The organism is Mycobacterium avium subsp. avium, from assembly GCF_009741445.1.
Classification (GTDB): Bacteria; Actinomycetota; Actinomycetes; order Mycobacteriales; family Mycobacteriaceae; genus Mycobacterium; species Mycobacterium avium.
In genome coordinates this window covers 1,719,807-1,740,381 of the sequence record NZ_CP046507.1, presented here as the reverse complement: position 1 = coordinate 1,740,381, position 20,575 = coordinate 1,719,807, and the positions used below count along the sequence as shown (strand labels likewise).

Here is a 20,575-nt window from a genome sequence, read left to right as displayed (position 1 = left end):
TTCGAGTGAGCTAGATAGCTTGGTGCATAGTCGATTTCGTGCCGTCTGGACCTAACCTTCCGCCAACGTGACGTCCTACAACCCCCACTTCGGAGGGCCGATTGTCTAACCTACATACTAGTATGTATGCTGATCTCGACACCGCGATAGGGGTAGGGATGACTGTTGACGACGAAACGACCCAGGCCAACCGCAGCGCTGGTCCTCCGGGCGAAGCCGGCGCGGGTTCTGCCTCGATGCCACAGCGACTCGGACTGGCCGGCCTGTGCCTGGGCACCGCTCTGATCATCATGGAAGCCAACGTGCTCAACGTGGCCATTCCCTCGATCCGACAGGCCTTTCACGCCAGCCCAGCGCAGAGCTTGTGGATCATCGACGCCTACACCCTCGTGCTGGCCGCATTACTACTGTCGGCCGGTCGTTTAGGCGACCGCATCGGCGCACGGCGTTGCTATCTATTGGGTCTGGCAGTGTTCAGCATCGCCTCAGTGCTGTGCGCCCTCGCCGCATCGTCGGCCGAGCTGATTGCCGCACGCACCATTCAGGGAGTCGGTGCCGCCGTGCTGATCCCGGCCCCTCTCGGGCTGATCTCGGCAATGTTTAGCGATCTCACCGCGCGCACGAAGGCGGTCGCTGTGTGGGTCACAATCGGTGGGGTCGGTTTTGCGGCGGGACCCTTGATCGGCGGTCTGCTGGTCAGCACGTTCGGTTGGCGCTCGATCTTCCTTATCAACATTCCCGCCGCGGCGATCATTGCGGTCATGGTGCGCCTCACAGTCGCTGAAGCCTCTCGGTCCCCCTTGCCGTTTGACTATGTCGGGCAGGCCCTGGCAATTGTCGGTCTGTCGGCAGTCGTCTTCGCCTGCGTGGAATCGAGTGCCCTGGCGTGGATGTCGCCATTCGTGTTATTGCCTGCTGTGGCGGCCGCGCTGATCCTCGGGCTGTTTGTGATCGATCAACGCCATCGAGGCCGTGCCGGCGCCTGGGTGCTACTGCCGGTCGAGCTGTTGAATAACCCGCCGGTGAACGCCGGACTGATGTCAGGATTTGTTTACAACTTCACCCTGTACGGTCTGGTCCTCGTCTATAGCTATGTCTTCCAATCCGCCCGCGGCTACAGCCCCGTGCAGTCCGGTCTGGCCTTCGCGCCGTTGACTGTGGCAGCGCTGGTTACCTCGCTGCCCGCGGGACGCTTTGTCGCCGCGCACGGTGCGCGAAGAGGCATCATGATCGGAATGGCGCTGTCTGCCATCGGATTATGCGCACTGGCATTCGATGCCCAGCGGATGCCGTTCGTGGTCCTATCGATCGCCTTCGGCATCTTCGCGACCGGTCTCTCGTTTTCGGCGACCGGACAAACCATGGCGGTGATGGCCAACGCCAGCGACGAGTACAAAAACACGGCGTCCAGCATGCTCAACACCGCGCGCCAGACCGGCGGTGTCATCGGCGTGGCGGCGCTGGGTGCGATCACGTCGCGCGACCTGCTGGCCAGCGCGCCGGTGGCGTTGACCATCGCTGCCGCAGCATGTCTGGTCGCCGCTCTGGGAGGTGCAACGTTGATTGCGCGTCACGCCCGCACACATGATTCGGACCAACACTGATACCGGCATACATACCGCTAGGTATGCTTGCCTTATGGCGGACGAACAGGCCGATTCACGCGAGCGATTGATTAGTGGAACCCGAGAACTGCTGTGGGATCGCGGCTACGTTGGCACCAGTCCCACCGCGATCCTGCAGCAGTCCGGTGTTGGCCAAGGCAGCCTCTATCACCATTTTCGTGGCAAGCACGACCTGGTGCTGGCCGCCGAGCAGCAGGCCGCAGCCGATATGCAGCGCAGCATCAAAGAGGCGTTTGCGGGCAACAGATCCGCCCACGACAAAATCGCCGACTACCTTACTCGTCAACGAGAAGTGCTGCGCGGCTGCAGCGTCGGTCGCCTGACAGCAGATCCGGTGATTGTCGGCGACGATCAACTGCGTGCCCCTGTCGCACAGACCTTTGAGGTACTGCATACCTGTCTGACACGAACGATCCGAGAAGGGCAGCGGTCGGGTGAGATCTCGGTCGAGCTTGAGCCGCACAAAGTCGCGGCAGCGATTTCTGCAACCATCCAGGGCGGTTACGCCCTGGCTAGGGCAGCCAACTCGGTCGAACCCTTCAATCGCGCGATTACCGGCATCCTGCAACTGATAGAAGCCTCCACCGCCCACCGTCGACGCACAAACCCAGCGGCTCACGATGCCGTGCCAGCCCAACGACGCCGAACGTCCCGGTCAAAAAACCCAAGCAGTCACAAACCAGCCCGATAAGCGAACCGGTGGCACGGCCACGAGGACGAGCTGTCGGCGCGGCTGCCCGAATCGGTTGCGGCCTACCAGAATGCCGTTGCCGCAGGGGATTTCGACACCGCAGCGATCCTCATCGGCGAAGCGGTGGGGGTCATCCGAGAGGTTCGTCCCGCCGCGGAGATCGTCGCCGAGATGGTCGGTGCAGTACAGCGCATCCTGCACCGCCACGGCGCGCCCTAGACAGCACCTTCCACGAGACCTACCACGCCTACAACCCGGCGCTGCGGTTCCTGCTCGAGCGCCCCGTGCACGCGAAGATCTCCCGCGACAACCTCGAAACCTATCAGCGTGCGCTCGGCCATGCGGGGCGCGTGCGGCGCCTCGATTAGGCGCCTCGATTAGCCGGCCCCATTAGGCGCGTCGACTCGGCGGCCGCCGGCCGGCGGGCGATTTCACAGGGACATGAATTAGCTCGTCGGCCCCGGTACCCTCGACTCTATGCGTGCAGTAGCCATCGCGGCGAGGACGGCCGCCGCCAGTCTGATGGCGGCCGGCTGGGCCGCGTCGACGGTCGTTGCCGGCGCCGACCCGGACGAGACGCACGGACCGGCGCCCGGCCCCGCCGCGACACCGTCACCAGCGCCTTCGGCCTCCCCGTCCCCCGCCGCCTCCCCGTCACCGAGTGCCTCCCCCGCACCCGCGCCGGCGGCACCGAAGACCACCATCGACAAGGACGGCATCTACGCGGTGGGAACCGACATCGCGCCGGGCGTCTACAGTTCCGGCGGACCCGTCGGCAACGGCACCTGCTACTGGAAGCGGATGGGCAACCCGGACGGCGCCGTGATCGACAACGCGATGACCAAAAAGCCGCAGGTCGTCCAGATCGATCCGGGCGACAAATCGTTCAAGACGTCGGGTTGTCAGCCCTGGCAGCTGACCCCGGACGCGGTTCCGCCGCCCAGCGCCCCGCCCGCCGGGGTGCAGGGCACGCTCGGCATTCTCAACGGCCTGCTGGGGGGAGCCGGACAGCAGGCCCCGTCGGCCCCATCGGCGCCCGCCGCTCCGCCGTCCGGCGCGCAGCCGCCCGCGGCCGCACCGGCCCCGCAAGCCGCTCATCCCTGACCGGCCCGTCGCGACCCGGTGAGCCCCGCAATGGCCCGTAACCAGCAGATCGTCGTGATCGGGGCCGGCGTGAGCGGACTGACGTCGGCCATCTGTCTGGCCGAGGCGGGATGGCCGGTCCGCGTGTGGGCGGACACGATGCCGGCGGACACGACCTCGGCGGTGGCCGGCGCCGTCTGGGCACCGCCGCGGCCCGCCGAACGCGCGGCCGAGACGCTGCGCTGGACCGAGCACTCGTTGCGGGTGTTCACCGAACTCGCCCGCGACCCCGATTCGGGTGTGCAGCTGGCGCCGGCGCTGGCCGTCGGCGAGCTGACCGCCTCCGAGGCGATGTCGACGGCGGCCTCGCTGATCCCCGAGCTGCGCCCGGCCGACCCGGCCGACCTCCCGCCGGGCTATCGAACCGGATTTCACGCCACCGTGCCGATGATCGACATGCCGCACTATCTCGGCTATCTGACGCGGCGGCTGACGGCGGCCGGAAGCGAGATCGAGGAGCACCGGGTTGGCTCGCTGGACGAGGTCGCCGACCACGCCGACATCGTCGTCAACTGCGCGGGCCTGCGCGCGGGCGCGCTCACCGGAGACGACACCGTCCGGCCGCTGTTCGGTCAGCACGTCGTGCTCACCAATCCCGGTGTGCGCCGACTGTTTATGGAACTCAACGACGGCCCCGAGTGGACCTGCTACTTTCCGCACCCGCAGCGGGTGGTGTGCGGCGGCATCAGCATTGCCGGCCGCTGGGACACCACCGCGGACCCCGCCGTGACCGAACGGATTCTGCAGCGCTGCCGCCGAATCGAGCCACGACTGGGCGAAGCCGAGGTGATCGAGGTGATCACCGGGCTGCGGCCGGACCGTCCGTCGGTGCGCCTGCAGGCCGAACCGCTCCGACGGGCACGCTGCATCCACAATTACGGGCACAGCAGCAACGGCGTCACCCTGTCCTGGGGTTGCGCGCGTGACGTGCTGGCCCTGGTGGACGACGCTCGCTGACCTCAGCCGGCGGTGCGTCGAATCACAAGGGACAGTAGCCAACTCACTATCGACAACACGATGGCGGCCCAGATCGCGGTCCACCAGAAGTGGTCGATCTGCAGGCCCCAGTGGGTGGTGTGCTCGGTGATCCACGCGGTGATCCAGAGCATCAGGGCGTTGATCACGATATGGATCAGACCCAGCGTCAGGATGTAGAGCGGGATGGACAGGATCTGGACGATCGGCTTGATGAACGCGTTGACCAGACCGAAGATCACGGCGACGACGAAAATGATGCCGACCCGCTGCAGCTTCGTGTCACCGCCCACGAACGTCAGGCCGTGCACGAACAGGGTGACGATCCACAGCGCGAATCCGGTCAATGCCGCGCGAAGCACAAAAGGGCCCATGCCGCCATCCTGTCACCCGTCGCCCGCGTGGGCACCCCGATCAGGTCAGTTCAGGTTGTAGAAGCGTTGCGCGTTCAAGCCGCCGATCTTCTCCCGGGCTTCCTCGCTGATGTCGGCGCGGGTGCGCAGATGCTTGGTGCTCTCCGGCCATTCGCCGTCCCAGTGCGGGTAGTCGCTGGCGAACATGATGAAATCGGCGCCCAGCACGTCGATCACGCCGGGCAGGATCGGTTCCTCCGGCTCGCACGTCACAAAGATGTTGCCCGCCTTGAGGTATTCGTGCGGATCGCGGCGCCAGCCGCGCTCGACCCAGTCGCCGCGCTTCTCGTAGTGCTCGTGCAGGCGATCGATGAAGAACGGCACCCAGCCCGCGCCCGCCTCCAAGAAGGCGACCCGCAACTTCGGGTGCCGCTCGAAGACACCGCCGGACACCATCGCGGTCATCGCGGTCATCTGGTCGAACGGGAAGCTGATGCAGTGCACCTGAATGTAATTGGTGAAGCGGTCCACGCCGATCTTGGGCAGATGGATGCCGGGCGCGCCGTGCACGCCCAGCGGCATTCCGAGTTCGACGGCGGCGGCGTAGAACGGGTCGAGATCGGGGTGGTCGAGGTTGCGGCTCTGCAGCGCCGGCGGCACCAACGTTGCCACCAGCCCAAGGTCTTTGGCTTCCCTCATGACGTCGATCGCCAGTTGGCCGTGTTCGATCGGCGTGACCGCGACGCCGCGCAGCCGTCCGCCCGACTGGGCGCAGTAGTCGGCGATCCACCGGTTGTACAGCCGGGCGAACCCGGCGGCGAACTCGGGGTCGCGCAGGCTCGGTGCGCACAAGCCCAGGCTGGGATAGAGCACCATGGTGTCGATGTGATCGCGGTCGGCGTCGCCCAGCACGCCTTCGGCGGACCGGCAGTTGATGTCGGGGGCGTCGCTGATGCCGTGCTCGGGCGGACACCCGGCGCCCGGGCCGCGGTCCTCGGGGTAGTTGCGGCCCTCGATCATCAGGCCGAGCCGCCCGTGCCGGCCGGGCTTGACGTGCTCCGGCCACCGCTGGATCGCCTCGATCGCCAGCGAGGAATTCTCGGCGACGTGACCGTCGGCGTCGATGATCCGCATGTCTGGCGAACTTACTCCCGCGCCGCGCCCGGCGGAACGGGTCGCGCCGACGGCCCGGGTAGGCCACGATGCTGACGTGACCAAACCAAGTCCCGGCCGGAAGTTGACCGCCGACCAGCGTAATTCCTTCATCGCCGCGTTGTTGGGCTGGACGATGGACGCCTTCGACTACTTCATCGTCGTGCTCGTCTACGCCGACATCGCAAAGACGTTCCACCACAGCAAGGCCGAGGTCGCCTTCGTCACCACGGCCACGCTGATCATGCGGCCGGTCGGTGCCCTGTTGTTCGGGCTGTGGGCGGACCGGGTAGGACGGCGGCTGCCGTTGATGGTCGACGTGATGTTCTACTCCGTCGTCGGGTTCCTGTGCGCGTTCGCGCCCAACTTCACCGTGCTGGTGATTCTGCGGCTGCTGTACGGCATCGGCATGGGCGGCGAGTGGGGGCTGGGCGCCGCGCTGGCCATGGAGAAAGTGCCGGTCGAGCGGCGCGGGTTCTTCTCCGGACTGCTGCAGGAGGGCTACGCGTTCGGTTACCTGTTGGCCAGCGTCGCCTCGCTGGTGGTGATGGACTGGCTGGAGTTGTCGTGGCGCTGGCTGTTCGGTCTGAGCATCGTGCCCGCGCTGATCAGCCTGATCATCCGCTACCGGGTGGAAGAGTCCGAGGTGTGGGAGGCCGCGCAGGATCAGCTGCGGCTCACCAGCACCCGGATCCGCGACGTGCTGCGCAACGGCGCGATCATCCGCCGATTCGTCTACCTGGTCCTGCTGATGACGGCCTTCAACTGGATGAGCCACGGGACGCAGGACGTCTACCCGACGTTCCTGGGGGCGCACGCCAATCACGGCGCCGGTCTGTCCAGCACGACGGTCAAGTGGATCGTGGTGGTGTACAACGTCGGCGCCATCATCGGCGGACTCGTCTTCGGCACGCTGTCCCAGCGCTTCAGCCGCCGCTACACCGTGGTGTTCTGCGCCATGTTGGCGCTGCCGATCGTGCCGCTGTTCGCCTACTCGCGCACCGCGGCGATGCTGTGTCTGGGATCGTTTTTGATGCAGTTGTTCGTGCAGGGCGCCTGGGGCGTGATTCCCGCCCACCTCACCGAGATGTCGCCCGATGCGATCCGCGGCCTCTACCCCGGCGTGACCTATCAACTCGGAAACCTGTTGGCGGCGTTCAATTTACCGATTCAGGAGCGTCTCGCCGAGACCCATGGCTACCCGTTCGCGTTGGCGGCGACGATCGTGCCGGTGTTGATCACCGTCGCGGTGCTGACGCTGATCGGCAAGGACGCCACCGGCATACGCTTCGCGACCAGCGAAAGCGCTTTCCTGCCAACCGAAATGACGTGACGGCGCACCAACCGGCCCCGAGCGTCACGCCAGCGTGACGCCGGGCCGCCGCGGCCACACTGGCGTGACGCTCGGCCTCAGGCGTCGGTCAGCAGGCGCCGCAGCAGGTGCCGCAGCAGGTGCATCGCCACCGTCGTCGAGCGCTCGCGGATGTCCGACCGGTTGCCCGGAAGCCGCAGGGTGCGGGTGTCCGAGCGGGCCGTGGCACCGGGTGGGCCGACCTGCACGCTGAAGCACACCGTTCCCACCGGCTTCTCCTCGGTACCCCCGCCGGGGCCGGCGATGCCCGTGATCGCCACGGCGGTGTCGGCGGCAAAGCGTTGCCGCGCGCCCGCGGCCATCGCCTGAGCAACTGGTTCGGACACGGCGCCGTGCGCCTCGATCAACGCCGGGTCGACGCCGAGTAACTCGGCCTTCGCCTCGTTCGAGTAGGCGACCACACCGCCGGCCACGTAGTCCGACGATCCGGGCCGGTCGGTCAGTCGCGCCGCCAGCAACCCCGCGGTGCACGACTCCGCCGTCGCGATCCGGCGGCCGGCCAGCAGCCGCGCCACCAGATCGTCGACCCGGGAACCGTCCTCGGAGTACAGCTGGTCACCATGCTTGTCCCGCAGCAGCTTGGTCAGCTGCGCGTAGGCCGTCGCGGCGGTCGGCTCGTAGCGGGTGACCATTTCGATCTCGCCACGCCGCAGGCAGGTGGTGATCTCGAGTTGCCCGAACCCCGGGACGGCCGCCTCGGCCTCGCGCAGCGTTTCGGCAAGCCCGGACTCCGGCAGCCCGAAGATGCGCAGCATCTCCTGCCGATACACCGTCCGGCCGGCGATCGCCTGCTGCGCCGCCGGCGTCTGGATGGCCGTGTGCCACATCGGCTGCAGCTCCCGGGGCGGCCCAGGGAGCACGATCACCGCCGGCTTGCCGGGCACCACGACGCCGGGCGCGGTGCCGACCGGGTCGAGCACCTGCGCTCCGGCCGGAACCATCGCCTGCTTGCGGTTGGCGGCCCGCAGCGACTCGAATGTGCCGGGATCCAAGGCGGATTGGAACGCGGGGTTGCGCGCCATGAGCTTCTTGAGGATGTTCGCGATCTTCTCTTCGACCTCGGCGTCCAGCACCAGCTCGCGGCCGCAGAAACGCGCCACCACTTCGACCGTCATATCGTCGGCCGTGGGCCCCAGTCCGCCGCTGGTGACGATCAGATCCACGCCTTGGTCGGCGAGGAAGCGCAGCTGGGCTTCGATGTCGTGCGGGCGGTCGCCGCAGATGGTGATGTGCGCCAGCTCGACGCCGAGCTCCAAAAGCCGATCGGCGATCCAGGGGCCGTTGGCGTCCTGGACACGGCCGGTGAGGACCTCGGTTCCGGTGACAACGATGCCTGCGCGTGCGCTCACCGGCACGAGCCTACTGATGGGTGTGCCGACGCGGCCGAGCAGCCGTTTCGCGCGGCGGTGTCAGGCTAGCCGTCGGACAGGTAGCGCTCGACTGAGGCGACCTTGTGCGTCATCGCGTCGCTGACCCCGGCGCGCCAGTCGGCCTTGATCACCGTGCTGACCCGCGGCGCCCGGGCGGCCACCGCCTCCACCGCGCGCTGAACGACCGCCATGACCTCTTCCCACGTCTCGCCCTCGATCACGGTGAACATGGAGTCGGTCTTGTTGGGCAGACCGGAATCGCGAACCACCCGAACCGCTTCGGCGACGATCTCGCCGACACCCTCACCCACGCCCAGCGGGGTGACGGAGAACGCGACGAGCACGGACACCCGACCGAGCGTACCCAACGACGGGAGGTCTGGGTCGCCGCCAAGGGTCTGGGGGTGGTGGCCCGGTCTGGCACCATCGAAGCCCATGCGGGTGTTGGTGCAACGGGTCTCGTCGGCGGCGGTGACGGTCGAGGGCGCGGTGGTCGGCGCCATCCGGCCCGATGCCCAGGGTTTGTTGGCGTTCGTCGGCGTCACCCATTCCGACGACCGCGACAAGGCGCGAAGGCTCGCCGAAAAGCTCTGGAAGCTGCGGATTCTCGCCGATGAGCGATCCGCGTCCGACGTCGGTGCGCCGATTCTGGTGGTCAGTCAGTTCACCCTGTACGCCGACACCGCCAAGGGCCGCCGCCCGTCCTGGAATGCGGCCGCGCCCGCGGCGATCGCCGAGCCGCTGGTGACCGAGTTCGCGGCGGCCCTGCAGGGACTGGGCGCCGACGTGCAGACCGGGGTGTTCGGGGCGAACATGCAGGTCGAGCTGGTGAACGACGGTCCGGTCACCGTGCTTCTCGAGCTGTGAGCGCCCCGGCCGCGGGGTAGGTTTGACTGCTATGACCACACCGCAGTTCGGCTCCCAACGTTCCGACGATGACAACTGGGACATCGTGAGCAGCGTCGGATACACCGCGCTGCTCGTGGCGGGATGGCGCGCCCTGCACGCGGTGAGCCCGCGGCCGTTGGTGCGCGACGACTACGCGAAGACCTTCATCGCGGCGTCAGGGGATCCGTATTTGACTGGGGTGCTTGCCAATCCGGGGACGTCCGAGGACGAGCTGGCCTTCCCGCGCCTGTACGGCGTGCAGACCCGGTTCTTCGACGACTTCTTCGACGCCGCGGGCGCGGCGGGCATACGACAGGCGGTGATCATCGCCGCCGGACTGGATTCGCGGGCCTACCGTCTCGAATGGCCACCAGCGACAACGGTTTTCGAAGTCGATTTAGCCAAGGTCCTCGAGTTCAAGGCGCGGGTGCTCGGCGAGCAGGGCGCCGTGCCGAAGGCGCGCAGGGTCGAGGTCGCCGCCGACCTGCGCGCCGACTGGTCGCGGCCGCTGGAAGCGGCCGGGTTCGACGTGGAGAGCCCGAGCGCCTGGTCGGTGGAGGGGCTGCTGCCCTACCTGACCGACGAAGCCCAACACGCGCTGTTCACCCGAATCAGCGGGCTCAGCGCGCCGGGCAGCCGAATCGCCATCGGCGCGCTGGGGTCGCGCCTGGACCACGACCAGTTGCACGCCCTGGAGGAAAGTCACCCCGGGGTTGACGTGTCCGGGAATGTCGATTTCTCGGCGTTGACGTACGAACCGCAGTCCGACCCCGCAGAATGGCTGGCCGCGCACGGCTGGGTGGTCGACGCCGTCCGCAACACGCTTGATCTGCAAGCCGGTTACGGCATGACGCCGCCGGAGGTGGACGTCAAGATCGACGGCTTCATGCGGTCGCAGTACATCACCGCGGCCCGGTGAACACCGCTACGGTTTCAGCAGGATCTTGACGTCGTCGCCCGACCGCGACCCCGCGGTCGCGTACCCGGTGGCCGCCTCGTCCAAAGGCATTGTCGTGGTGAAGATTCCGTCGACGTCCAGCCGGCCCGACTGCAACAGCGGAATCAATTCCGGCCAGGTGCGCTGCACCGGCGCCGTGGTCATCCGCAGGGTGATGCTGCGAATCAGGCAGCCCAGCGCGTTGAGTGGGAACGGGTTCATGTCGTGCACGCCGACCACCGAGACCGTGCCCCCCGGCCGCACCGCGTTGAGCGCCTCGGTCAGGGAGGCGTCCGTGGCGACGGCGTCGATCACCGCGTCGGCGCCGCGGCCGCCGGTGGCCGCGAGGATCGCCTCGAGCGCCGGCGCCTTGAGGGGCGCCGCCCCCCACCGGGCGGCACGCGCCAGCCGGCCGTCAACCTGATCGACCGCGAAAACCGTTGCCGCGCCCTGGAACAGCGCGCTGCGCAGTGCGCACAAGCCGACCGCACCCAGCCCGATGACCGCCACCGTGCCACCGAAGGGAATGTCGGCCCGCTGCGCGGCGGCCCAGCCGGTGGCCAGATTGTCGGTGAGCAGCAGCGCCTGCTCGGTGCTGATGCCCTCGGGGATCTTCAGCAGCTGGAAGTCGGCCGCGGGCACCGCCAGCAGATCGGCCTGCGCGCCGCCGAGCACACCACCCCCGAAGATCTGGAAACCGGAGTGGCACAGCACCGGATCCCGGGTGGCGCAGCCAGCGCAGCTGCCGCAGCCGGCGACCGAGGACACCATGACCTGATCGCCGACCTTGACGTTGCGCACCTGCGGCCCGGCCTCCACCACGGTGCCGATCGCCTCGTGGCCCAGCGCAATCGGGTCCGGCATCGGGAAGTCGGCCTCGTAGAAGTGCAGGTCGGATCCGCAGATGCCGGCCGCGCTCACCTCGACGATCGCCCCGTCGGGCCCGGGAAGCACGGGATCGGGGCGGGTATCCACCCGGATGCTGCGGGGCCCGTCGACGACTACGGTGCGCATAGTGTCGTGCTCACTTTCCTTGTTGCTGTCCCTGTCGATTTCCTTGTGGCACAGCATTTTTCATCCGAACCACGAACTGCGACCAATCGGGCTCGCGCACCGCGGACCAGTACTCGTTGAGACGCCATGGGCTCACCGTGTGAATCTCGCCGTCGGCGTTCTTGAAATAGGAGTGCTTGACCGCCGGGTGCGACCACACCATCTTCTTGATCTGGGACTGGGTGCGCCGGTGCCAATCGATGGCGGCGTCGGGTTTCGGTTCGATGGAATGCACACCGGGCTCGCACAGCCGCGCCAGGCATTGGTCGATGTAGCGCATCTGCAGCTCGGACTGGAAGATCAGGCTGCCGCCGTGGGCGAGGTGAGTTCCCGGGCCGTAGATGATGAAGAAGTTCGGGAATTCCGGCACGGTGATGCCCAAGTAGGCATACGGCCGGCTCCCCCACATTTGGTGCAGGTCGACCCCGTTGCGGCCGGTCACCTTCAGGGGCCACAGCACATCGGTGTGCCGGAATCCGGTGGCGTACACGATGACATCGGCGTCGTACGCCGCGCCGTCGACGGTGACGATGCCGTGCGGCGTGATCTTGTCGATGGGCGTGCGCACCAGTTCGACGTTGTCGCGCTGCAGGGTGCGCAGCCAACTGCCGTTGTCCTGCAGGGTCCTTTTACCGCAGGCGGGATAGTCGGGCATCACCTTGGCCAGCAACTCCGAATCCTCGCCGACCTGGCTGGTGATCCATTGCGAGAACATCATGTGGGCGGCCGCGTTGACGTCGCTGACGGCGTGCTCCTGGTCGGCGTAGTTCGGGTCGGCCTCGGCCGCGTCCAGGCCCTTGTCGGAGCCGGGCCACAACACCAGGAAGCGATACCACCGGCCGTAGAACGGCAGATGGCGCATCGCCCAGCGCACTCCCTCGCCGACCTCGTCGTGATACATCGGGTTGGGGAACATCCACTGCGCGGTGCGCTGGAACACGGTGAGCCGCTTGACATCCGCGGCGATCGCCGGTGCGATCTGAAATCCGCTGGCGCCGGCGCCGACGAGAGCAACCCGCTTGCCCTTCAGCTCCACCGAGTGATCCCAGGCCGCCGAATGGAACGACGGGCCCCGGAAGGTCTGCGCGCCGTCGAAGGCCGGGATGTTGGGCCGGTTCAGCTGTCCCACCGCGGTGATGAGCGCCCGCGCCCGCATTGTTTCGGTGTGGCCGTCGGCCGAGCGCAGCGACACTGTCCAGGTGCCGTCGCCGTCGTCCCATTCGGCCGCGAGCACCTCGGTCTGCCAGCGCACCTGGCCGGCCAGGTCGTGTTGGTCGATGACCTTGGTGAAATAGGCCTGCAGCTCGTATTGCTCGGCGAAGAAATGGGTCCAGTCGTTGTTGGGTTCGAAGCTGTAGCAATAGAAATGGTTGGCCACGTCCACCCGGGCGCCGGGATAGCTGTTCTCCCACCATGTTCCGCCCGGGCCGGCGTTCTTCTCGACGATGGTGAACGGAATGTTGGCCTGCTTGAGGCGGACGCCGGCCAGGATGCCGGACTCGCCGCAGCCGACGACGAGCACCGGGAGCCCGGCCGCGCGTTCGGCCGGCAAGGCGGCGGGGCGGCGCGGGTCGACGCCGTCGAGGTCCAGCTCTTCGCAGATCAGCGGTAGGTAGTCGTCGGGCACGTGTTCGCAGGCGGCCCAGTCCATCATTTCCCGGATGAGCCCGGGGCTGAGCGGCTCGGGTTCGGGGCAACTGCGGTCGCGGTAGTCGGTGATGACCGAGAGCGCCTCGGCGCGGGCCCGAGCCTTGTCCTCCTCGGACATGAACCCCTGGACCTCGTTGAGGAAGATGCCCATCTGCTTGAAGTCGCGGATGAAGCGTGGGTCGCCGGTGATGTGGACGAGCGAGAGCAACAGCGTCGGGATGCTGACATCCTCGAGGGCGGCGGCGATCTCGGCCGTGGAGGTGGTGAACGGTTCGCCGGCGTAGCGGCTGCGCATCAAGCCGATGTCCTCTCGATGGTCGGATAGGTAATGGTCGGATAGGTGATGGTCTCGTAGCCCCAATTACGCTACGCATCGTTTCGTAATTGCAGCACTACGCTACCCGGTCGCTCGGCGCCGGATCAAGGGATCGGCGGCTGCGGGTCGTCGGGGGCGTCGGACGTGTCGTCGGCGGTGTCGTTATCGCTGTCCGCGACCAGCTTCTCGGGGTGATGGAAGGCGTTGGTCCGCGGCCGGCCGTGGTCGAGATGCGGTGGTGGGATCCATTCGGTCTCGCCTCGGCCGTTCTTGCGGGTGATCCAGCCCTGCTCGGCCAGCGGGTGATGGCCGCCGCAGGCGAAGGTCAGTTGGTCGATGTCGGTGCGGCCGCATTTGGCGTAACCGGTGACATGATGGACTTCGCAGTAATAGCCCGAAACGTCGCAGCCCGGGTGCGAACAGCCACGGTCCTTGGCGTACAAGACGATTCGTTGCCCCGGCGAGGCCAGGCGTTTCGTGTGGTACAGCGCCAGCGGTTTGCCGTTGTCGAAGACGGCGAGGTAGTGGTGGGCGTGGCGGGCCAGGCGGATCACATCGGACATCGGCAACAGGGTGCCGCCACCCGTGAGGCCCTGTCCGGCCGCGGACTCGAGGTCCCGGAGGGTGGTGGTGACGATGATCGATGCTGGTAACCCGTTGTGCTGGCCCAGCTTTCCGCTGGCGAGCACGGCCCGCAACGCGGCGTTGAGGCCGTCGTGGTTGCGCTGGGCCGCGCTGCGGCTGTCGCGCTGGATCGCCTCCTGGCCGGGCGGGCCGTCGACGACGGGTGCTGGATCGTCGGGGTTGCACATGCCCGGCGCGGCCAGTTTGGCCAGCACGGCCTCGATGGTCGCCCGGGCCTCGGGCGTCAACCAGCCGCGCAGTTGCGACATGCCGTCGGGTTGTTGGGCGCCCAGGGTCAGTCCGCGGTGACGCAACCGATCCTCGTCGTGGAACACGCCGTCGGGATTGAGGTAGCAGGCGATCCGGTCGGCCACCTTGCGCAGGCTTTCGGGGCGGTGCTCGCCGGCCCAGCGGGCCAGGTCGGCCTCGGCGGCGTCCCGGGTGGGAGCGTCCACCCAGCATGGCAACTGGTCGAAGAAGCGGCGGATGACCGCGACGTGCGAGGCGCCGATGCGCCCGTCCCGCTGGGCGGCGGCGGTGGCCGCATACCGTGGCGGCAACGGCTCGCCGGTCAGGGTGCGCCGGACGCCGAGATCTCGGGCGTCGTCGATGCGGCGGGCAGCCTCGGCGCGGGTGATGAGCAATCGGTCGGCCAGCAGGTGGGCGAGTTTGCCGCCGATCTCGGCCGGCGTGGCGTCCTGCTCGATCTGGTTGATCAGTTGGTGACCGGGAACTTGAAGTCGGCGCGTCTGGTGTTCGAGGACCTCGAGCAGCCGGATGCGTTCCGGGTTGGTCAGCGCATCGTAGGAATGCCGCTGGATGCGTGCGACCACGGCGCGCAGGACGTCATAGTCGTCCTGGATGTCCTCGCGGCCGATGATCGAACGCATGTGCGAATGGTAGCTCGACCGGCCGACAAGCCAGCCGATGGCGACGGGCCGTAGTACCAAAACGCAGGTCAGGACCCGCTGGCCACGTCAGTGCGCTCCGTACTAAACTAGAACACGTTTCAATTCCGCCACCGCCCAGGGAGTAGGCATGCACACCGCTATCTGCGATGAGCTTGGTATCGAGTTTCCGATCTTCGCGTTCACCCACTGCCGCGACGTCGTGGTGGCGGTGAGCAAGGCCGGCGGGTTCGGCGTGCTCGGCGCCGTCGGTTTCACCCCCGAGCAGCTGGAGATCGAGCTGAAGTGGATCGACGAGAACATCGGCGACCACCCGTACGGGGTCGACATCGTGATCCCGAACAAATACGAGGGCATGGACTCCCACCTGTCCGCCGAAGAGTTGGCCGAGACGCTGCGCAAGATGGTGCCCCAGGAGCACCTGGACTTCGGGAAGAAGATCCTAGCCGACCACGGTGTGCCGATCGAGGACAGCGACAGCGACAGCCTGCAGCTGCTCGGCTGGACGGAGGCGACGGCCACGCCCCAGGTGGAGGTGGCGCTCAAGCACCCCAAGGTCAAGATGATCGCCAACGCGCTCGGCACCCCGCCGGCCAACATGATCAAGCACATCCACGACGCCGGGCTCAAGGTGGCGGCGCTGTGCGGCTCCCCCTCGCAGGCGCGCAAGCACGCCGACGCCGGCGTGGACATCATCATCGCGCAGGGCGGCGAGGCCGGCGGGCACTGCGGCGAGGTGGGCTCGATCGTGCTGTGGCCGCAGGTGGTCAAGGAGGTCGCCCCGCTGCCGGTGCTGGCTGCCGGCGGCATCGGCAGCGGCCAGCAGATCGCCGCGGCCCTGGCATTGGGCGCGCAGGGCGCGTGGACCGGCTCGCAGTGGTTGATGGTCGAGGAGTCCTCGAACACCCCGGTCCAGCAGGCGGCCTACGCCAAGGCGGGCAGCCGCGACACCGTGCGCAGCCGTTCGTTCACGGGCAAGCCGGCCCGCATGCTGCGCAACGACTGGACCGAGGCCTGGGAGGCGCCGGGCAACCCCAAGCCGCTCGGGATGCCGTTGCAGTACATGGTTTCCGGCATGGCAGTGCGGGCCACCAACAAGTACCCGAACGAATCGGTCGACGTGGCGTTCAACCCGGTCGGTCAGGTGGTCGGGCAGTTCACCAAGGTGGAGAAGACGGCGACCGTCATCGAGCGCTGGGTGCAGGAGTACCTGGAAGCGACCAACCGGCTGGACGAGCTGAACGAGGCCGCGTCCGTCTGACCGACGGGCTAGACCTCGTCGACGTCGTCGACGTCGTGCCGGCCGGTGAAGACTTCCTTCGTCCGGTCCACCGCGTAGGTGCCGATGTCGATGGAGTTCTGCACGATGCCGCTGGCGCCGCCGGCGATGTCGCCGCGGATGATGTCGCTGGCGTGCTCGACGATGTCGGAGGCTTTCTCCACCGCGTTGGTCGCGATGTCCCGCGCCGCGTCGACCGCATCCTTGGGGTTGAAGGCCATCTCGAGTCTCCTTTTGTCACAGGACTTATCGCAGGGCCGTTGCCCTGACCCTAGACGGAACTCTAGACGGGTCGGGGGGCCATTTCTCGCCGGCGCCGGAGGGCCCGTCGGTAAGGGCAACGGGCCGACAGTGGGCCTAGTAGTGCACCAGGGAGCGCCAGTAGTCCTCGGGGATTTCGGCCCCGGAGCGCATTATCCGGGCCAGCCCGACGGCCATCGCGATGCCCAGCAGTCCCAGCCACAGCCCGGCCAGGGCGATGACACCCCACAGCACGGCGGTGACGACGGGCCAGGGCGAGAGCACGGCCAGCACCGGCGCGAAGAAGAACCCGGTGCCGATGTACCAGGCCGACCCGGCGCGATCCGAGGCCAGCACGAACCGCAGCCAGCGAGGCACCAGCGGTTTGCCGGACTCGGTGGTCCGACTGCGCTCACGGGGGGCCGGGCTCATGGCGGCGCGATCATCCGCTGGGCGGGAAGAACCCTGCCCCGGTGAACCATCCTTCCTGCCACCCGCGATCACCCAGGCACAGCATGGGCAGCCCGGCCTCCGATTGCGCGGCGGCCTGCGGACCGGGGCACTTCGCGCCGGCCTGCTGGACGCCGTACAGCGGGTAGGACATGACCCAGTATCCGGTGGTGGCCGCCGGGAACTGGTTGGGCGGCGGGAAGTGGCACGCCTCGGCCTGCCCGCTGGGCCCTCGACCGAAGATGAACCGCTCGTAGTTGTCGCACGGCGCGCCCAGGGACGCCTGATAATTCATGCCCGGCACGTCGCCGTCGTATCCGGCTGCCGCAACCGGCGCCACGCCGACCGCGATGCCCGCTACCGAAGCCGCAGTGAGCAGTTCCCGAATCATCTTCCACCCCGCCTGTGCTCGCCGGTGACCTGCACCAAAGCATATCCGCCGAACCCCGCGCCACAAGGGCCGATCGGCCGGATCCGCCCGGGACAGAGAACACGTTCCAATTCGCGCCCGGCGATCTTGCGCCAATGCTTCCCAACGGTGGCGTGGCAGTGGTTTCCTTGCACAAAGACGACTAGACCACTTCGTCCTCGAGGAGCGGGCCCATGGCAACCGTCGAGCCAACCACCAAGCCGGTCCCCAATCTGCCGCCTGGATTCGACTTCACCGATCCCGACATCTACGCCGAGCGGCTGCCGGTGGAAGAACTGGCCGAAATGCGTCGCGTCGCGCCGATCTGGTGGAACGAGCAGCCGATCGGCGCGGGCGGGTTCGACGACGGCGGCTTCTGGGTGGTGACCAAGCACAAGGATGTCAAGGAGGTCTCGCTGCGCAGCGACGTCTTCTCCAGCCTGCAGAAGACCGCCCTGCCCCGCTACAAGGACGGCACCGTCGCCGAGCAGGTCGAACGGGGCAAGTTCGTGCTGCTGAACATGGATGCGCCGCAACACACCCGGCTGCGCAAGATCATCTCCCGGGCCTTCACGCCGCGCGCGGTCGAGCGCCTGCGCGACGACCTGCGCGAGCGCGCTCGCCGCATCGTCGAGGCCGCGGCCGCCGAGGGTTCCGGCGACTTCGTCGAACAGGTGTCCTGCGAGCTGCCGCTGCAGGCCATCGCGGGTCTGATGGGTGTGCCGCAGGAGGACCGCAAGAAACTGTTCCACTGGTCCAACGAGATGGTCGGTGACCAGGACCCCGAGTTCGCGAGCAACGACGCCATCACCGCTTCCGTCGAGCTGATCATGTACGGCATGCAGATGGCCGCCGACCGGGCCAAGAACCCGGGCGAGGACCTGGTCACCAAGCTGGTTCAGGCCGACATCGACGGCCACAAGCTCTCCGACGACGAGTTCGGGTTCTTCGTCATCCTGCTGGCCGTGGCCGGCAACGAGACCACCCGCAATTCCATCACTCAAGGCATGATGGCCTTCACCGACTTCCCCGACCAGTGGGAGCTTTTCAAAAGGGAGCGGCCCGCCACCGCGGCCGACGAAATCGTGCGGTGGGCCACGCCGGTGACGTCGTTCCAGCGGACGGCGCTGCAAGACTACGAACTGTCCGGGGTGAAGATCAAAAAAGGTCAGCGCGTCGTAATGTTCTACCGCTCAGCCAATTTCGACGAGGACGTGTTCGACGACCCGTTCACCTTCAACATCCTGCGTGACCCCAACCCGCACGTCGGGTTCGGCGGCACCGGCGCACACTACTGCATCGGGGCCAACCTGGCGCGAATGACGATCGATCTGATGTTCAACGCGATCGCCGACGCCATGCCCGATCTCGAATCGATCGGCAAACCCGAACGCCTCCGGTCGGGCTGGCTCAACGGAATCAAGCACTGGCAGGTCGACTATCACACCAACGGGTCGTCGAAATGCCCTGTCGCGCATTAGGCAAAGGCCATCTAGGCTGGACCGATGCCAACACATCAAGCCGTCCAGATTCAATCCGCCGGCGCAGCGTTGGAACTGGTCGACACCGAAACCCGGCCGCCGGGCCGGGACGAGGTACGGCTGACGGTCGGTGCCTGCGGCATCTGCGGCACCGACGCCCACTTCGTCAACGGTGCATTCCCCGGCCTGTCGTGGCCGTTGACGCCGGGGCATGAAATCGCCGGCCGGATCGCCGAGTTGGGCGAGGGTGTCGAAGGGTTCGCGGTCGGCCAGCGGGTCGCGGTCGGCTGGTTCGGCGGGTGCTGCTACCGGTGCGACCCTTGCCGCGCAGGCCTTTTCATCCACTGCGTGAACGGGAAGGTACCCAGCTGGCACTATCCCGGCGGATACGCGGAATCGGTGACGGTCCCGACCAGCGCGCTGGCCCGCATCCCCGAGGAACTCACCGACGCCGAAGCCGCCCCGATGGGCTGCGCCGGGGTCACCACCTACAACGCTCTGCGGCACACCAAGGCGCTGCCCGGCGATCGGGTGGCGATCCTGGGGGTCGGCGGCCTGGGGCATCTCGGCGTGCAATTCGCCGCCGCAATGGGTTTCGAGACCATCGCGATCAACCGCGGTACCGGTAAAGCCGATGACGCCCGGAAACTCGGCGCCCATCACTACATCGACTCCACGGCCGAAGACCCCGCCGAAGCGCTGCGGGCGTTGGGCGGCGCGGCGGTGGTGCTGGCCACCGCCGGCAATTCGCAGGCCATGGCCGCCACGGTCGGCGGTCTTGCGCCGCAGGGCGAGCTGGTCACCATCGGCGTCACGCCCGAGCCGCTGCCGATCAGTCCCCTGCAGCTGATAACGCCGGGCCTCAGCATCGTCGGTTATCCCTCCGGCACCGCCAAGGACGTCGAGGACACCATGCAGTTCGCGGTCCTGTCCGGGGTGCGCGCCTGGATCGAGGAGCTGCCGTTGTCCCGGGCGGCCGACGGCTACGCCGCACTGGAAGGCGGGCGAGCGCATTACCGCACCGTTTTGACCATGTGACTTTGACGTGTGACTTTGACGTGTGACTTTGACACAGTCGATCCGTGGCATCCGACAACGCGTGGACCATCGGCCCTGCCGACGGTGAACTGCTGCTGCACACCGGTGTCACCGGTCGGGCGGCGCGCATGGGGCATCGCCTCACCATCGCGATGACCCGGTGGCGCGGCGGCGTCAGCTGGGCCGGCTCCCGGCCCGTGCGGGCCGAGCTGGCCGTCGAGGTGGACTCGGTCGAGGTGCTGCGCGGTGAGGGCGGCGTGAAGGGGCTGTCCACGGCCGAGAAAGCGCTGGTGCGGTCGAACGCTTTGAAGTCCTTGAACGCCAGTCGTTTTCCCGAGATTCGTTACACGTCTGACGTCATCGAGCACGCCGGCGACGGGTACCGGCTGACCGGCACGCTACAGATCCGGGGCGCTGCCCGAAACCATGTAATCAACCTGCGCACAGAGGATCTCGGCGAGGCCTGGCGGTTGTCGGTGGAAACGACCGTCCGGCAATCCGATTACGGCATCAAGCCCTTCTCGCTGCTGATGGGGTCGGTCCAGGTCGCCGACGACGTGTCACTGTCGTTCACCGCGGTGCACGCCAAGGATCGGGCGGAGGACCGGTGAGCCGCTGGGG

General features: G+C 67.5%; 20 protein-coding genes and 3 pseudogenes. 12 read left to right on the top strand and 11 right to left on the bottom strand.

Going from position 1 to position 20,575, the window contains the following annotated elements; genetic code table 11:
- Nucleotides 1–122 precede the first annotated feature (122 nt).
- Together MAA44156_RS08035 and MAA44156_RS08030 are read left to right on the top strand one after the other, a co-directional pair.
- Complete coding sequence (locus MAA44156_RS08035) at nucleotides 123–1,604, top strand: MFS transporter (protein ID WP_029248488.1); 1,482 nt, start codon at nucleotides 123–125, stop codon at nucleotides 1,602–1,604.
- A 34-nt stretch (nucleotides 1,605–1,638) separates the two neighbouring features.
- Nucleotides 1,639–2,316, top strand: coding sequence for a TetR/AcrR family transcriptional regulator (locus MAA44156_RS08030; protein ID WP_009976908.1), 678 nt, complete (start codon nucleotides 1,639–1,641; stop codon nucleotides 2,314–2,316).
- Here the strand turns inward: MAA44156_RS08030 and MAA44156_RS23280 are convergent.
- On the bottom strand, nucleotides 2,281–2,523 hold the full coding sequence (locus tag MAA44156_RS23280) for a hypothetical protein (protein ID WP_162291306.1): 243 nt from the start codon (nucleotides 2,521–2,523) through the stop codon (nucleotides 2,281–2,283). The two genes, MAA44156_RS08030 and MAA44156_RS23280, sit on opposite strands and share 36 nt — an antisense overlap.
- Before the next feature lie 17 nt (nucleotides 2,524–2,540).
- Between MAA44156_RS23280 and MAA44156_RS23725 the strand changes: the two are divergent.
- From MAA44156_RS23725 to MAA44156_RS08015, 3 genes and pseudogenes are all read left to right on the top strand, one after another.
- Nucleotides 2,541–2,684 (top strand): annotated as a pseudogene (locus MAA44156_RS23725) (SRPBCC family protein); the annotation flags it as partial.
- A gap of 109 nt (nucleotides 2,685–2,793) precedes the next feature.
- Complete coding sequence (locus tag MAA44156_RS23515; protein ID WP_162990979.1) at nucleotides 2,794–3,420, top strand: Rv1352/Rv1906c domain-containing protein; 627 nt, start codon at nucleotides 2,794–2,796, stop codon at nucleotides 3,418–3,420.
- 30 nt (nucleotides 3,421–3,450) lie between these two features.
- On the top strand, nucleotides 3,451–4,416 hold the full coding sequence (locus MAA44156_RS08015) for an FAD-dependent oxidoreductase (protein WP_009976911.1): 966 nt from the start codon (nucleotides 3,451–3,453) through the stop codon (nucleotides 4,414–4,416).
- A gap of 2 nt (nucleotides 4,417–4,418) precedes the next feature.
- On the opposite strand, the gene MAA44156_RS08010 is transcribed toward MAA44156_RS08015, so the two are convergent.
- Together MAA44156_RS08010 and MAA44156_RS08005 are read right to left on the bottom strand one after the other, a co-directional pair.
- Nucleotides 4,419–4,808 carry a phage holin family protein gene (locus MAA44156_RS08010; protein WP_003876608.1) on the bottom strand — a complete coding sequence of 130 codons (390 nt, stop codon included), beginning with the start codon at nucleotides 4,806–4,808 and terminating at the stop codon, nucleotides 4,419–4,421.
- A 45-nt stretch (nucleotides 4,809–4,853) separates the two neighbouring features.
- The gene (locus MAA44156_RS08005; protein WP_009976913.1) at nucleotides 4,854–5,921 is read right to left on the bottom strand and encodes an amidohydrolase family protein; all 1,068 of its coding nucleotides are present in this window, start codon (nucleotides 5,919–5,921) and stop codon (nucleotides 4,854–4,856) included.
- Between MAA44156_RS08005 and MAA44156_RS08000 the strand changes: the two genes are divergently transcribed.
- Entirely contained in the window at nucleotides 5,920–7,272 is a 1,353-nt protein-coding gene (locus MAA44156_RS08000; RefSeq protein ID WP_023880057.1) for a sialate:H+ symport family MFS transporter, read from the top strand. The genes MAA44156_RS08005 and MAA44156_RS08000 overlap by 2 nt on opposite strands.
- 77 nt (nucleotides 7,273–7,349) lie before the next feature.
- Here the strand turns inward: MAA44156_RS08000 and MAA44156_RS07995 are convergent, their stop codons facing one another.
- Together MAA44156_RS07995 and MAA44156_RS07990 are read right to left on the bottom strand one after the other, a co-directional pair.
- Nucleotides 7,350–8,660: a competence/damage-inducible protein A gene (locus tag MAA44156_RS07995; RefSeq protein WP_457769278.1), complete on the bottom strand. Its 1,311-nt coding sequence runs from the start codon at nucleotides 8,658–8,660 to the stop codon at nucleotides 7,350–7,352.
- Between the two features lie 65 nt (nucleotides 8,661–8,725).
- A complete protein-coding gene (locus MAA44156_RS07990; protein WP_003876604.1) occupies nucleotides 8,726–9,031 on the bottom strand; it encodes an MTH1187 family thiamine-binding protein in 306 nt (101 codons plus the stop codon).
- 85 nt (nucleotides 9,032–9,116) lie between these two features.
- Here MAA44156_RS07990 and dtd point away from each other — a divergent pair, with 85 nt between their 5' ends.
- Together dtd and MAA44156_RS07980 are read left to right on the top strand one after the other, a co-directional pair.
- Nucleotides 9,117–9,548: a D-aminoacyl-tRNA deacylase gene (dtd, locus tag MAA44156_RS07985; protein ID WP_009976920.1), complete on the top strand. Its 432-nt coding sequence runs from the start codon at nucleotides 9,117–9,119 to the stop codon at nucleotides 9,546–9,548.
- Nucleotides 9,549–9,579: 31 nt separating this feature from the next.
- Nucleotides 9,580–10,356, top strand: a pseudogene (locus tag MAA44156_RS07980) (SAM-dependent methyltransferase); the annotation flags it as partial.
- Between the two features lie 6 nt (nucleotides 10,357–10,362).
- Here MAA44156_RS07980 and MAA44156_RS07975 read toward each other — a convergent pair.
- The 3 genes and pseudogenes from MAA44156_RS07975 to MAA44156_RS07965 all read right to left on the bottom strand — a co-directional run.
- Nucleotides 10,363–11,520, bottom strand: a pseudogene (locus tag MAA44156_RS07975) (alcohol dehydrogenase catalytic domain-containing protein); the annotation flags it as partial.
- Between the two features lie 10 nt (nucleotides 11,521–11,530).
- On the bottom strand, nucleotides 11,531–13,504 hold the full coding sequence (locus tag MAA44156_RS07970; RefSeq protein ID WP_009976924.1) for a flavin-containing monooxygenase: 1,974 nt from the start codon (nucleotides 13,502–13,504) through the stop codon (nucleotides 11,531–11,533).
- 125 nt (nucleotides 13,505–13,629) lie between these two features.
- On the bottom strand, nucleotides 13,630–15,039 hold the full coding sequence (locus tag MAA44156_RS07965; protein ID WP_009976926.1) for an HNH endonuclease signature motif containing protein: 1,410 nt from the start codon (nucleotides 15,037–15,039) through the stop codon (nucleotides 13,630–13,632).
- 148 nt (nucleotides 15,040–15,187) lie between these two features.
- On the opposite strand from MAA44156_RS07965, the gene MAA44156_RS07960 reads away from it, so the two are divergent.
- The gene (locus MAA44156_RS07960; RefSeq protein ID WP_009976927.1) at nucleotides 15,188–16,318 is read left to right on the top strand and encodes a nitronate monooxygenase; all 1,131 of its coding nucleotides are present in this window, start codon (nucleotides 15,188–15,190) and stop codon (nucleotides 16,316–16,318) included.
- Between the two features lie 8 nt (nucleotides 16,319–16,326).
- On the opposite strand, the gene MAA44156_RS07955 is transcribed toward MAA44156_RS07960, so the two are convergent.
- The 3 genes from MAA44156_RS07955 to MAA44156_RS07945 form a co-directional block, all read right to left on the bottom strand.
- The gene (locus tag MAA44156_RS07955) at nucleotides 16,327–16,557 is read right to left on the bottom strand and encodes an Rv1893 family protein (protein WP_003876583.1); all 231 of its coding nucleotides are present in this window, start codon (nucleotides 16,555–16,557) and stop codon (nucleotides 16,327–16,329) included.
- A gap of 136 nt (nucleotides 16,558–16,693) precedes the next feature.
- The gene (locus MAA44156_RS07950; protein WP_009976928.1) at nucleotides 16,694–17,008 is read right to left on the bottom strand and encodes a hypothetical protein; all 315 of its coding nucleotides are present in this window, start codon (nucleotides 17,006–17,008) and stop codon (nucleotides 16,694–16,696) included.
- Nucleotides 17,009–17,018: 10 nt separating this feature from the next.
- Nucleotides 17,019–17,417: a hypothetical protein gene (locus MAA44156_RS07945; protein WP_003876581.1), complete on the bottom strand. Its 399-nt coding sequence runs from the start codon at nucleotides 17,415–17,417 to the stop codon at nucleotides 17,019–17,021.
- Nucleotides 17,418–17,629: 212 nt separating this feature from the next.
- Here MAA44156_RS07945 and MAA44156_RS07940 point away from each other — a divergent pair, with 212 nt between their 5' ends.
- The 3 genes from MAA44156_RS07940 to MAA44156_RS07930 are packed head-to-tail and all read left to right on the top strand — an operon-like array spanning nucleotide 17,630 to nucleotide 20,565.
- Nucleotides 17,630–18,916, top strand: a complete 1,287-nt coding sequence (locus tag MAA44156_RS07940; RefSeq protein WP_009976929.1) for a cytochrome P450 — start codon at nucleotides 17,630–17,632, stop codon at nucleotides 18,914–18,916.
- 24 nt (nucleotides 18,917–18,940) lie between these two features.
- Nucleotides 18,941–19,954, top strand: coding sequence for an alcohol dehydrogenase (locus tag MAA44156_RS07935; RefSeq protein WP_029248489.1), 1,014 nt, complete (start codon nucleotides 18,941–18,943; stop codon nucleotides 19,952–19,954).
- A gap of 44 nt (nucleotides 19,955–19,998) precedes the next feature.
- The gene (locus MAA44156_RS07930) at nucleotides 19,999–20,565 is read left to right on the top strand and encodes a YceI family protein (protein WP_009976932.1); all 567 of its coding nucleotides are present in this window, start codon (nucleotides 19,999–20,001) and stop codon (nucleotides 20,563–20,565) included.
- Nucleotides 20,566–20,575: the final 10 nt, after the last annotated feature.